15 protein-coding genes are annotated in these 11,771 nt (G+C 37.3%); 14 read left to right on the top strand and 1 reads right to left on the bottom strand.

Features of this window, described 5'->3' with window-relative positions; genetic code table 11:
- Positions 1-7: 7 nt before the first annotated feature.
- From D0T53_RS04040 to D0T53_RS04030, 3 genes are all read left to right on the top strand, one after another.
- Positions 8-565: a sugar O-acetyltransferase gene (locus tag D0T53_RS04040; protein WP_163265324.1), complete on the top strand. Its 558-nt coding sequence runs from the start codon at positions 8-10 to the stop codon at positions 563-565.
- A gap of 18 nt (positions 566-583) precedes the next feature.
- A complete protein-coding gene (locus D0T53_RS04035) occupies positions 584-2,041 on the top strand; it encodes a sodium:solute symporter (RefSeq protein ID WP_163265322.1) in 1,458 nt (485 codons plus the stop codon).
- Between the two features lie 112 nt (positions 2,042-2,153).
- Entirely contained in the window at positions 2,154-2,444 is a 291-nt protein-coding gene (locus tag D0T53_RS04030) for a hypothetical protein (protein WP_163265320.1), read from the top strand.
- A 72-nt stretch (positions 2,445-2,516) separates the two neighbouring features.
- Here D0T53_RS04030 and D0T53_RS04025 read toward each other — a convergent pair whose 3' ends face one another.
- Positions 2,517-3,929, bottom strand: coding sequence for a DHA2 family efflux MFS transporter permease subunit (locus D0T53_RS04025; protein WP_185152969.1), 1,413 nt, complete (start codon positions 3,927-3,929; stop codon positions 2,517-2,519).
- A 156-nt stretch (positions 3,930-4,085) separates the two neighbouring features.
- Here D0T53_RS04025 and D0T53_RS04020 point away from each other — a divergent pair, with 156 nt between their 5' ends.
- The 11 genes from D0T53_RS04020 (at position 4,086) to D0T53_RS03970 (ending at position 11,723) form a co-directional block, all read left to right on the top strand.
- The gene (locus D0T53_RS04020; RefSeq protein WP_163265318.1) at positions 4,086-4,508 is read left to right on the top strand and encodes a VanZ family protein; all 423 of its coding nucleotides are present in this window, start codon (positions 4,086-4,088) and stop codon (positions 4,506-4,508) included.
- Positions 4,505-5,032 (top strand): TlpA disulfide reductase family protein, encoded by a 528-nt coding sequence (locus D0T53_RS04015; RefSeq protein WP_163265316.1) that lies wholly within the window; start codon positions 4,505-4,507, stop codon positions 5,030-5,032. Before D0T53_RS04020 ends, D0T53_RS04015 begins: the two co-directional genes overlap by 4 nt.
- A gap of 41 nt (positions 5,033-5,073) precedes the next feature.
- Entirely contained in the window at positions 5,074-5,664 is a 591-nt protein-coding gene (hisH, locus tag D0T53_RS04010) for an imidazole glycerol phosphate synthase subunit HisH (protein WP_163265314.1), read from the top strand.
- The gene (hisA, locus tag D0T53_RS04005; RefSeq protein WP_163265312.1) at positions 5,661-6,386 is read left to right on the top strand and encodes a 1-(5-phosphoribosyl)-5-[(5-phosphoribosylamino)methylideneamino]imidazole-4-carboxamide isomerase; all 726 of its coding nucleotides are present in this window, start codon (positions 5,661-5,663) and stop codon (positions 6,384-6,386) included. The genes hisH and hisA overlap by 4 nt, the downstream gene beginning before the upstream one ends.
- 1 nt (position 6,387) lies before the next feature.
- Positions 6,388-7,140 carry an imidazole glycerol phosphate synthase subunit HisF gene (hisF, locus tag D0T53_RS04000; protein WP_163265310.1) on the top strand — a complete coding sequence of 251 codons (753 nt, stop codon included), beginning with the start codon at positions 6,388-6,390 and terminating at the stop codon, positions 7,138-7,140.
- Positions 7,140-7,736 (top strand): bifunctional phosphoribosyl-AMP cyclohydrolase/phosphoribosyl-ATP diphosphatase HisIE, encoded by a 597-nt coding sequence (gene hisIE / locus D0T53_RS03995; protein ID WP_163265416.1) that lies wholly within the window; start codon positions 7,140-7,142, stop codon positions 7,734-7,736. The genes hisF and hisIE overlap by 1 nt, the downstream gene beginning before the upstream one ends.
- Before the next feature lie 17 nt (positions 7,737-7,753).
- Positions 7,754-8,437, top strand: coding sequence for a cell division ATP-binding protein FtsE (locus D0T53_RS03990; protein ID WP_163265308.1), 684 nt, complete (start codon positions 7,754-7,756; stop codon positions 8,435-8,437).
- Between the two features lie 31 nt (positions 8,438-8,468).
- On the top strand, positions 8,469-9,011 hold the full coding sequence (locus D0T53_RS03985; protein ID WP_163265306.1) for a GNAT family N-acetyltransferase: 543 nt from the start codon (positions 8,469-8,471) through the stop codon (positions 9,009-9,011).
- A gap of 92 nt (positions 9,012-9,103) precedes the next feature.
- Positions 9,104-9,496 carry a DUF1573 domain-containing protein gene (locus tag D0T53_RS03980; RefSeq protein ID WP_163265304.1) on the top strand — a complete coding sequence of 131 codons (393 nt, stop codon included), beginning with the start codon at positions 9,104-9,106 and terminating at the stop codon, positions 9,494-9,496.
- Positions 9,497-9,602: 106 nt separating this feature from the next.
- Positions 9,603-10,709, top strand: a complete 1,107-nt coding sequence (meaB, locus tag D0T53_RS03975; RefSeq protein WP_163265302.1) for a methylmalonyl Co-A mutase-associated GTPase MeaB — start codon at positions 9,603-9,605, stop codon at positions 10,707-10,709.
- A gap of 54 nt (positions 10,710-10,763) precedes the next feature.
- Entirely contained in the window at positions 10,764-11,723 is a 960-nt protein-coding gene (locus tag D0T53_RS03970; RefSeq protein ID WP_163265414.1) for an ROK family protein, read from the top strand.
- The last annotated feature ends 48 nt before the right edge of the window (positions 11,724-11,771 follow it).

Below are 11,771 nucleotides of genomic sequence, written 5' to 3'. Positions count from 1 at the left end.
CGTATATATGAAGACTGAAAAAGAGAAAATGATGGCGGGGGAGCCTTACGATGCTCATGGTGAAGAGTTGATTGCCGTAAGGACAAAGGTTAAGCGCATATTACATAAACTTAATGTAACGGAGTATTATACCGAGAATTTTCAGCGTGTAATAAACGAATTATGTCCTAATTCGGCGAAGAATTTGCATCTCGAACCTCCTTTTTATTGCGATTATGGCGAGAATATTTATGCTGCGGATAATGTTTTTGTAAACTTTGGTGCCGTTATTCTCGATGGAGCGAAGGTAACTATAGGGGCACATACACTTATTGCCCCCGGGGTACATATATATACAGCGGAGCACCCGCTTAATGCAGACGAACGTGCTGTGTGGGAGAACTGTAAACCTGTAACTATTGGCGAACGTTGCTGGATTGGCGGGCATGTTACAATTTGTCCGGGTGTAACTATTGGCGACAGGGCTGTTATTGGTGCGGGATCGGTTGTGACAAAAGATATTCCATCCGACTCGTTGGCAGTGGGTAATCCGGCAAAAGTAGTTCGTAAGCTAAATCAGGAATAAACAGAAACTTTATATTTGATGAATAATTTATCGATATTGGTAGTAATGGTAATTTATTTTGCCATTTTATATCTTATCTCTGTTATAACGAGCCGTAAAAGTTCGAATAATGATGCTTTTTTCTTAGGAAACCGAAAATCTCCGTGGTGGGTTGTAGCCATAGCAATGGTGGGTAGTTCTATCTCGGGGGTTACTTTTGTTTCTGTTCCCGGGTGGGTGCGCGAAAGCGACATGACATATATGCAGATGGTATTTGGGTTTACAGTTGGCTATATTGTAATTTCGTTTGTGTTGCTCCCTCTTTATTACAGGCTGAATCTTACAACAATATATAGTTATTTGGGACAAAGGTTTGGCCGAACTTCCCATAAAACAGGTTCTGCGTTTTTTATTCTGTCAAAACTTATTGGTGCAGCAGCCAGACTATATCTTGTAGCAATGATTTTGCAAGTATTGGTGTTTGCTCAATGGGGAGTGCCTTTTCCTGTTACAGTAGCAGGAATAATTGCTCTTATGTGGATATATACTCATAAAAGCGGGATAAAAACAATTATATGGACCGATACGCTTCAAACAATATGCCTTGTTACAGCATTAATTTTAATTATTTGCCAAATAGCAATAAAACTCGATTTTGATGCTATTGAAACAGTAAAGGCGGTTACAACAAACGAGCATTATCGTATTTTTGTGTTCGACGATTGGGGCAGTACCCAAAACTTTTTTAAGCAATTTTTTAACGGTATTTTTATTACTATTGTTATGACCGGCCTCGATCAGGATATGATGCAAAAAAACCTGACTTGTAAATCGTTGAAAGACGCCCGTAAAAATATGTTGACTTATGGTATTGCATTTATTCCTATCAACTTTCTTTTCTTATCGTTAGGTATACTTCTGCTTATATTCGCCAATACGTATCAAATAGACTTGCCTGCAATATCAGATCAGATATTGCCGATGCTTGCTTCCGATTATTTAGGCTTTTCGGTTCTCATATTTTTCACAATCGGGATTATTGCAGCTGCATTCTCCAGTGCCGATTCGGCTATAGCTTCACTTACAACCTCTGTCTGTATTGATCTTCTTAACATAGAAAAGGAAGATATGGGGCAGGCTAAAAAGACACGTGTAAAAGTACATATTATTGTAAGTCTCGTTTTCGGGTTGGTTATATTATTAATTGATATGCTTGGCGAGAAGAGTATTATAAGTGCTATTTACAAGATTGCATCTTATACTTACGGTCCTCTTTTGGGCTTGTTTACTTTTGGCTTATTTACTAAAATAAAAGTCAGAGACAGGCTTGTTCCCTATATTTGTATTTTATCGCCAGTGGTAAGTTACTTATTTGAAGTATATATGAAAAATATTTTCAACTATTCGGTAGGCAACGAAATACTGATGCTAAATGCTCTTGTTACGATAATAGGCCTACTTTTAATACAAAAAGGAAGGTTGAAACAACAGATATAAACTTTTCTTATTGGTAATTTCTATATCCTAAAATGTATACATCTTTTAAACAATATTGATCTGTGTGGTGTTATATACAGAAAGAAATAGTCAATATAAAAATTAAAAGGTAATGGAAAATTTAGTGAATAGGCTTCGGCAGGAAGCCGGATTGACCGAAGAGCAATCTTTAAAGGTTATTGCTATAATAAAGGATTTTATGGATAAGGAAAATATGGATATTGATTGGAATAAGTTCTTCAAAGGTAAATATCAGGATTTTATTGATCGTGCGAACGATTTATTTGATGATGTTTCAGATCAGGCGCAAGAATACTCTGAAAAGTTGACAGATAAAGTCGGCGATTTGGCTCATCAGGCAAAAGAAAAAGCTTCGCATTTGTTTAATAAAGGAGGCAAGTAATTTGCTAAGATTATAAGGTAGTTTTAATTAATGAATATAAGCCGTATCTTGAATGAGATGCGGCTTTTGCTTTTATTCGTTTTTGCTTTTTCTTCCTGATATTTTGTCACCGTCTCCTTTCTTTAAATTCAGGAATATAATAGATGCTAAAGTTGTTATAATTCCTAAAACAATAAATGTGTATTTGAATGCTAGTTCGGTATTTCCGTCAGTGAGGCATTCGGTATTTTCAATACCTCTTAAAATCATCATACTGACAGAAATTCCAAAACTCATCGATAATTGTTGCATAACAGTTTGTAGGCTGTTTCCTTCGCTGGCAGTATTATCATCAAGGTCGGCGAGAGTAATTGTATTCATCGATGTCATCTGGAATGAATTTATACAACCATATATAATAAGTAATGGAACAAGCAACAGCAGTGGTGTTGTTTTGTCGGGTAAGGCAAATAACGAAATAACTACGGCTAATGCCAGTGTGTTGGCTATTAAAAGTTTCTTATAACCAAACCGACGAACAAGAGGTACTATCCACGATTTTGCGACTATTGCAGTTATAGCCGCCGGCATAAGCATCATCCCTGATACTGAAGGCGAATGTAAAAATGCAACCTGAAGCATAAGCGGAAGAAGTAACGGCAGACCGCCAACTCCCAACCTTGTGAATAGATTTCCTAACAACCCTATTCGCAAGGTTCGTATTTTAAATAAGTCTAAACTGAACAGTGGATTTGTTTTCTTTTTTGCATAAAACACATAAACTGCGAAAAATACAGATGCAATAAAAACTAATACAAATAAAAACGTGAGAGATATAGCGCCTTCTCCTCCTAATTCCAATCCCATAGATAAAAGGATAAGCCCACAACTGATAAAAATAAAGCCAAGAATATCCAGAGATTTAGGTTCTCTTTTAAAATCAGGCATAACCTTCTGCGCAAAAACTATACCTGCTATACCAATAGGTATATTTACAAGGAATATCCAATGCCAACTTGCAATTTGTACTATCCATCCACCCAATAATGGACCAACCACGGGACCTACTAAGGCAGGCATAGTTACAAAGTTGATAACTTTCAGCAACTGATCTTTAGGATAGGCATATATCAGAGCCAAACGGGAGACTGGAACCATCATTGAGCCACCTATTGCTTGCAATATACGGGAGCATACCAATAAGTTAATGTCGTCAGACAAGGCACAAGCTAACGATCCTAAAGTAAATAGTCCTACTGCTAGCGAGAATATCCTGCGTGTGCCATATTTGTCGGCCAGCCATCCGCTTATAGGTATAAGCAGGGCAAGAGTAAGGGTATATGCTATAATGACCGATTGCATTGAAAGGGGCGATCTTCCTAAGTCGGCAGCCATAGCCGGCAAGGCAGTATTTAATATCGTCGAATCCAATGCTTGCATAAACATAGCCATTGCGGCTATCCATTGCAATTTGGGCGATATTATAATACTTTTGTTAGCTTCCATTTTTTTATATAAACCTATTCTACAAACGCATTTAGTGTTTATTTGTTCAATATTTCAAATAAAGGAATCTCTTTTATCTTAAAAAACTGACAAATTAGCTGCAAAAATGTCCGATTGTCGAATATTTGTCGCAAATTTGTATTTTATTTTTCAGTTATGCTACGAAATGTATTAACATCCTTTTTTAGATACGGATGGGTGCCACTTCTGATATCCTTAACTATACTGTATTTATGCTGTTTTATATCAGGGGATGATATTCCTGAGGTTGAAATGGATTTTTTCATTCCTTTCGATAAAATTGTACACTTCATAATGTATTTCGGTTTATCTGCAGCAACAGCTTTCTATTACATATATATCAACAATGGATATATTAGCAAATTATATCTTATTTTAGGTGTAATTATATATCCGATACTATATGGTGGCTTTATAGAGATAATTCAGAGCCTTTATTTTCCTCCCCGTTCGGGCGATTGGTTCGATTTTATTGCCGATGCTTTAGGGGTATTTGCCGCATTACCTGTGATATATTATTTTCGTAGAATATTTTATAAACGAAATCTTGCAATATGAAAAAGATATTATTTCTGTTCTGTTTCCTAGGATTGTCTTTTTACACTTTGGCTCAGGAGTCGGCTTATGAGAATCAGTATTTGGTAAAGGTTGGGGATCAGGCTCCTGATTTTGAAATGGCATTGCCGTCGGGCGAAAAAGTGAAATTGTCTTCATTAAAAGGAAAAGTTGTGATGCTGCAATTTACAGCAAGTTGGTGTGGTGTGTGCCGTAAAGAAATGCCCCATATCGAAAGCGAAATATGGCAAAAGTATAAAAGTAACAAGAATTTTGCTCTTTACGGTATAGATAGGGAAGAGCCTACAGAAACAGTATTGGCTTTTGCTGAAAAAACAGGAGTAACTTATCCTATAGGTTTAGATCCAGATGCATCAATATTCGGGTTGTATGCCGAGAAAAAAGCCGGAATAACTCGTAATATAATAATCGACAAAAAAGGGAAAATAGTAATGCTTACCCGTTTATTCGATATGGATGAGTTTAACCGTATGGTAAAACTGATAGATATGTTGTTGCAGGAGTGAGTGATTCGATAGTTATAGTTGTAAAATTAACTCATAAATAAATGGGTATTGTTATTATAAAATATAATGCCGGAAATGTGTTTTCGGTCGAGTCGGCAATAAAGCGCTTAGGTGCTGATGTTATTGTTACCGACGATAAAGATTTGATACGGAAAGCCGATAAAGTAATTTTTCCGGGAGTAGGAGAGGCAAGTTCAACCATGCAGCATCTTCGAAAAACTGGCTTTGACGAATTTATACCCAATCTTGTCCAACCGGTGTTAGGTATATGTTTGGGTATGCAGTTAATGTGTCATTATTCGGAAGAAGGAAATGCCGAATGCCTGAATATTTTTGACGTAGATGTAAAGCGCTTTCAGCCCCAAAGGCACGAAGATAAAGTTCCGCATATGGGTTGGAATACACTTGCTGATGTGAAAAGCCCTTTGTTCGATGAGTCGATCGAAAATCAGTATGTTTATTTTGTACACAGCTTTTATGTTCCTTTAAACGAAGGAACAATAGCAACTACCGATTATATATTACCTTTTAGCGCAGCATTAAACAAGGATAACTTTTATGCGACCCAGTTTCATCCCGAAAAAAGTGGAAGTGTGGGCGAACGTATTCTTCAAAACTTTTTGAAATTATGATAGAAATAATTCCGGCAATAGACATAATAGACGGGAAGTGCGTACGCTTGTCTCAAGGCGATTACGCAGTTAAAACTGTTTATAATGAAAATCCTGTTGAGGTGGCGAAACAATTTGAGGCTTATGGTTTACGCCGTCTGCATTTGGTCGATTTGGACGGAGCAAAAGCAAAGCATATTGTAAACAGGAAAGTGCTTGAAAATATAGCGTCTCAAACTTCTCTTATTATTGATTTTGGTGGAGGAATACAAAGTAATGAAGATGCCGAAATTGCGTTTTCATGCGGGGCTTCGATGATAACCGGAGGAAGTATTGCTGTGAAAAATAAAGATTTGTTTATAGGATGGATAGAAAAATATGGCAGCGATAAGGTTGTTTTGGGTGCTGACTGTAAAGATCGTAAAATAGCTGTTTCGGGATGGGAGGAGTCGACAAGTGTCGATTTATTCCCGTTTATTGGAGAATATAAGGAAAAGGGTATAAATAAGGTGGTATGTACAGATATCAGCAAGGATGGAATGTTACAAGGCCCTTCTGTCGATTTATATAAAGATATTTTAGCTCTCTACCCCGGTTTATATTTAATAGCAAGTGGTGGAGTTGGCTCTTATCAGGATTTACTTGATTTGCAAGCGGCAAAAGTACCTGCTGTAATATTGGGTAAAGCTATTTATGAAAACAGAGTAACTTTGGACGAACTAAGCCAATTAACAAATAATTGATATGCTGGCAAAAAGAATTATACCATGTCTTGATGTGAAAGACGGAATAACAGTGAAAGGCACAAACTTTGTGAATTTGCGTGAGGCCGGCGATGCTGTTGAGTTAGGTATCCGTTATAGTGAAGAGGGGGCAGACGAATTAGTTTTTCTTGACATAACGGCGTCGTACGAAGAACGTAAAACATTTACAGAGCTTGTAACCCGTATAGCGCAGAATATTAATATACCTTTCACTATTGGAGGAGGGATTAATGAACTGAAAGATGTTGACCGTCTGTTAAATGCCGGAGCCGATAAGGTGTCGGTAAACTCGGCTGCATTGCGTAATCCCATATTAATTGACCAAATAGCAAAAAATTTTGGTTCGCAGGTTTGTGTTTGCGCAATAGATGCTAACTTTGAAGATGGTGAATGGATTTGTTACACCAGTGGCGGACGAAATAGAACAAGTAAAGATTTGTATTCGTGGGCAAAAGAAGCTGAAGATCGTGGCGCAGGCGAGATATTATTTACCAGTATGAAACACGATGGAGTAAAAACCGGTTATGCGAATGAAGCGTTAAATTGTTTGTTCGAGAGTTTGAACATTCCGGTTATTGCCTCAGGTGGAGCAGGAGCTATGGAGCATTTCAGAGATGTGTTTACAATAGGACATGCCGATGCTGCATTAGCGGCCAGCGTATTTCACTTTGGTGAAATAAGCCTGAAAGATTTGAGAAATTATTTAAAAAGTGAAAATATAAACGTCAGATGATGAATCTTGATTTTGAAAAAGTAGATGGACTGATTCCTGCTATAATACAGGATGACGAAACAAACAAGGTATTAATGTTGGGCTATATGAACGCCGAAGCATTAAAAAAGACAGAAGAGACAGGTAAAGTCACTTTTTTTAGCCGTACAAAACAACGTTTGTGGACTAAGGGGGAGGAAAGCGGAAACTTTTTGAATGTAGTAAGTATTAAGGTAGACTGCGATCGTGATACATTACTTATTAAAGTAAATCCTGTGGGCCCTGTATGTCATACAGGAGCAGATACATGTTTTGAGGAAGAGAATAAAGAAGATATCCTATTCTTTAAATATTTGCAACAATTCATAGAGAAACGTTATAAGGAAATGCCTGAAGGTTCATACACAACATCGTTGTTTAAAGATGGTATAAACCGTATGGCTCAGAAAGTAGGGGAAGAGGCTATCGAAAGTGTGATTGAAGCATGTAACGGAACAGATGAACGTTTGGTTTATGAGTCGGCCGATATGATTTATCATCTGATAGTTCTTCTTACATCCAAGGGGCTGAGTATCGAGGATTTGGCTCGGGAATTACAAAAGCGGCATAAAAAATAACTTCCAAAAATAAAGCTATGGATATAATTGTTGAATACAAAGATGTAACTCTTAGTCGCGATAGGAATGTGATATTGCAACACGTGAATTTGCAAATAAATGAAGGCGATTTTGTTTATCTTATAGGTAAAGTAGGTGCCGGAAAAAGTACACTTCTGAAAAGCTTGTATGCCGAAATGCCGTTAGACGAAGGACGTGGGTTTGTAATGGATTATGAATTGCATAGCTTAAAAGCAAAAGATGTCCCTTTTTTAAGAAGAAAAATAGGTATCGTATTTCAGGATTTTCAATTGTTGATTGACCGTTCGGTTGACAAAAATCTGGAGTTTGTGTTACGGGCTACAGGTTGGAATAGTAAAGATTTGATGAAAGAGCGTATTCGCGAAGTGCTTGCTCAGGTTGGAATGCAAAATAAAGGTTATAAAATGCCTCATGAGCTTTCGGGGGGCGAACAACAACGTGTTGTAATAGCACGGGCTTTATTAAATTCTCCGGAATTGATTCTTGCAGATGAACCCACGGGGAATCTCGATCCGGAAACGAGTAATCAAATTGTTCAGCTTTTACAGGATATATCAAAAGCGGGAACAGCAGTAGTGATGTCGACACATAACTATGCAATTGTGCAAAAATTTCAGGGACGCATCTTGAAATGTGAAGATGGCGTTGTGAAAGAAATGCGTATAGCTACATCTATATAAGTAGTACAACTGACTATATTAGATAAATAGAGTGGAATTAGAATTAAAAAAAGTCTCAGTCTCTCATAAATCGGATATGGGATTTATAGAGAGAATTTACATAGAGAGTTTTCCTCCTGATGAGAGGCGCCCGGTAAATGAGTTCAGACAGTTAATAGCCGATGATAATGAATTTTCGGTGTATATGCTTTTGAACGAAGAGGAACGGATGGGCTTTTTAACATACTGGACTTTTGATACATTTATTTATGCCGAGCATTTTGCTATAGTTCCGGAACATAGAAACGGTGGCATTGGTAAAAGTGTAATGGAAGCTTTTATTGCAAGTACAAAATTACCTTTAATACTTGAAGTTGAAATGCCTGATACCGAAATGGCACAACGGCGTATAGGCTTTTACAAACGTGTGGGTTTTAAATTATGGGATATTTCTTATAAGCAACCTCCCTATCAGGAAGCATACGAAGCATTGCCTATGATGTTGATGACTTATCGGGATATTGACCTTGATAAAGACTTTGAGCATATAAAAAGAAAGATATATAAAACAGTTTATAATGTGTCGGATATATAAATCTAAGTGTAACAAATGTTAAATATATCTGTACTATTATATTTATTAATAACTTTGCAAAATAATTAAGGACAAATTAAAACTTATCACGAATGAAAAAATTAGGAGTTTTTTTAATGATGGCTATATTTAGTGTGTCATTTGCAGTGGCTCAAACAGCAGAAGCACCTAAGGCTGAATTTAAAGAAAAAACACACAATTTTGGCAAAATTGCAGAAGAATTAGGAAAGGCATCTTTCTCTTTCGAATTCACGAACACAGGTAATGCACCGTTAATCATCAATTCGGTAAGAGCAACATGTGGATGCACAACACCCTCTTATTCAAAGGAGCCTGTTTTGCCAGGTAAAAAAGGAGAAGTAACAGTTGCTTATTCAACTACAGGTAGGGTTGGAGCTTTTGATAAAACTATTACAGTTTTTACAAATGTTCCGGACACAACTTTTCGTTTGAATATAAAAGGAGAGGTTTTGCCTCGTAAGTAATAAATGTAAAGGAATATAAACCGGATAAAGAATTAATTCTTTATCCGGTTTTTTTATTGGGTACATATTTGTATTTTTACATGCAGTAAAAAAATAAGAAAAAACGATGGAGCATCCCGAAAATGATTCGCAATATACAGGGTTATCGGTAAATGAAGGAACCTCCGATAAACCTACGGTGAACCCTTATTTAAAAAATTTCAGCCGTTTTAAAAGAAAATCATATACCGTGTCGGAATATGTTGAGGGAATATTAAAGAGCGATGTTTCGCTTTTAGGGCAAGCTGTAACCTTGATCGAAAGTTCGAAACCCGAACATCAGGCAATAGCTCAGGAAGTTATAGATAAATGTCTGCCGTATTCGGGTAACTCTGTTCGCATAGGTATTACGGGAGTACCGGGTGCAGGAAAGAGCACATCGATAGATGCTTTTGGTATGCATGTGTTGGAAGAAGGTAAAAAATTGGCGGTATTAGCTATTGACCCATCCAGCGAGGTGTCGAAAGGTAGTATATTGGGCGACAAAACACGCATGGAGCGTTTAAGCGTTGCCGAGAATGCATTTATTCGACCTTCACCATCAGCAGGTTCATTAGGAGGAGTTGCCCGTAAAACACGGGAAACTATAATTTTATGCGAAGCGGCTGGTTTCGATCGGATTTTTATAGAAACAGTAGGTGTCGGACAGTCAGAGACCGCGGTTCATTCTATGGTCGATTTTTTTCTGCTTATACAACTTGCCGGTACGGGCGATGAATTACAGGGTATAAAAAGAGGAATTATGGAAATGGCCGACGGTATAATTATTAATAAGGCTGATGGCAATAATATAGAAAAAGCAAAACTTGCTCAAAGCCACTTTCGTAATGCATTACATTTGTTCCCTTTACCCGAATCGGGGTGGGCTCCAAAGGTTCTGACATATTCGGGATATTTCGAGATTGGAATCAAGGAGGTTTGGGATATGATAGACGAATATATTGCTTTTGTACGGAAGAATGGTTATTTCGAATATAGGCGTAACGAACAATCTAAATATTGGATGTACGAAACAATAAACGAACGGTTGAAGTCGGATTTTTATAATAATCCAACGATAAGTAACGAGTTGAAATTTTGTGAGCAGGATGTACTTCAGTCAAGAATGAGTTCATTCGCGGCTGCCGCAAAAATTTTGAATATGTATTTTGATGAATTGAAAAATTCGAAATAAATTTATTTATGCCCATTTGGAGAGGGGATTTTGTAAAAAAACAGTGTTAACATGATTGAAAAAAGTTATGCTATCGGTATAGATATTGGAGGAACAAACACTGTGTTTGGTGTAGTTGATAAAAGAGGTCATATCATCAACAAGGGCTCTATAAAGACAACAAATTATAAAGATGTTAATAGTTTTATAATTGGTCTGGCGGATGCAGTAATGGAAATGATTGATCAAGTTGGAGGTACATCTACTATCAGAGGAGTTGGAGTGGGTGCTCCCAATGGTAATATATATACAGGGTGTGTTGAGTTTGCGCCTAATCTTCCGTGGCGAGGAGTTATTCCTGTGGTTCAGATGCTGAAAGAAAAGCTATCTCTGCCTGTAGCTCTTACCAATGATGCAAATGCTGCCGCTATAGGCGAAATGACTTATGGTGCGGCTCGCGGAATGAAGGATTTTATAATAATAACACTAGGTACCGGTGTCGGAAGTGGTATCGTTATAAATAATCAGCTGGTATATGGTTACGATGGTTTTGCTGGAGAGTTAGGGCATACCACTGCTGTAAAAAACGGACGGCCTTGTGGCTGTGGAAAAAAGGGATGTCTCGAAACATATACTTCGGCTACAGGCGTTGCCCGTACTGCAAGAGAATATCTTGAGACAAGAAAAGATTCGAGTATTTTAAGAGATCTGAAGATTGACGAAATAACATCGAAAGATGTTGCAGAAGCGGCCAGGCAAGGAGATGTTCTCGCAAAAGAAATATTTGATGAAACGGGGCGTGTATTAGGAGAAGCTTTTGCTAATTTTGTAGCGTTTTCCAGTCCCGAAGCTATAATTCTTTTTGGTGGATTAACTAAAGCAGGTGATCTTATATTTGATCCTGTGCGTAAATATATGGAAGAAGATCTATTGCCTATTTTTAGAAATAAGGTTCAGCTTATTCCTTCAGAACTAAAAGAAAGTGATGCAGCTGTTCTTGGAGCCAGTGCATTAGGTTGGGAAGTTAAGATTTAAGAGGAAAATATATAGCCTCTTTATATATAAAAGGAAGCGCCATCATTT

It is taken from the genome of Dysgonomonas sp. 216, from assembly GCF_010501065.1.
Classification (GTDB): domain Bacteria; phylum Bacteroidota; class Bacteroidia; order Bacteroidales; family Dysgonomonadaceae; genus QVMM01.
Note: the sequence above shows the minus strand (reverse complement) of the source record. Positions and strands in the feature narration are given on the sequence as shown.

What these genes read in the sequence shown, in the direction of transcription:
- D0T53_RS03990 (WP_163265308.1), top strand. Translation starts at nt 7,754, where the DNA reads ATGGATATAATTGTTGAATACAAAGATGTAACTCTTAGTCGCGATAGG.
- D0T53_RS04025 (WP_185152969.1), bottom strand. Translation starts at nt 3,929, where the DNA reads ATGGAAGCTAACAAAAGTATTATAATATCGCCCAAATTGCAATGGATA.
- hisF (WP_163265310.1), top strand. Translation starts at nt 6,388, where the DNA reads ATGCTGGCAAAAAGAATTATACCATGTCTTGATGTGAAAGACGGAATA.
- D0T53_RS03980 (WP_163265304.1), top strand. Translation starts at nt 9,104, where the DNA reads ATGAAAAAATTAGGAGTTTTTTTAATGATGGCTATATTTAGTGTGTCA.
- D0T53_RS04030 (WP_163265320.1), top strand. Translation starts at nt 2,154, where the DNA reads ATGGAAAATTTAGTGAATAGGCTTCGGCAGGAAGCCGGATTGACCGAA.
- D0T53_RS04040 (WP_163265324.1), top strand. Translation starts at nt 8, where the DNA reads ATGAAGACTGAAAAAGAGAAAATGATGGCGGGGGAGCCTTACGATGCT.
- hisIE (WP_163265416.1), top strand. Translation starts at nt 7,140, where the DNA reads ATGAATCTTGATTTTGAAAAAGTAGATGGACTGATTCCTGCTATAATA.
- D0T53_RS04020 (WP_163265318.1), top strand. Translation starts at nt 4,086, where the DNA reads ATGCTACGAAATGTATTAACATCCTTTTTTAGATACGGATGGGTGCCA.
- hisA (WP_163265312.1), top strand. Translation starts at nt 5,661, where the DNA reads ATGATAGAAATAATTCCGGCAATAGACATAATAGACGGGAAGTGCGTA.
- D0T53_RS04015 (WP_163265316.1), top strand. Translation starts at nt 4,505, where the DNA reads ATGAAAAAGATATTATTTCTGTTCTGTTTCCTAGGATTGTCTTTTTAC.
- meaB (WP_163265302.1), top strand. Translation starts at nt 9,603, where the DNA reads ATGGAGCATCCCGAAAATGATTCGCAATATACAGGGTTATCGGTAAAT.
- hisH (WP_163265314.1), top strand. Translation starts at nt 5,074, where the DNA reads ATGGGTATTGTTATTATAAAATATAATGCCGGAAATGTGTTTTCGGTC.
- D0T53_RS04035 (WP_163265322.1), top strand. Translation starts at nt 584, where the DNA reads ATGAATAATTTATCGATATTGGTAGTAATGGTAATTTATTTTGCCATT.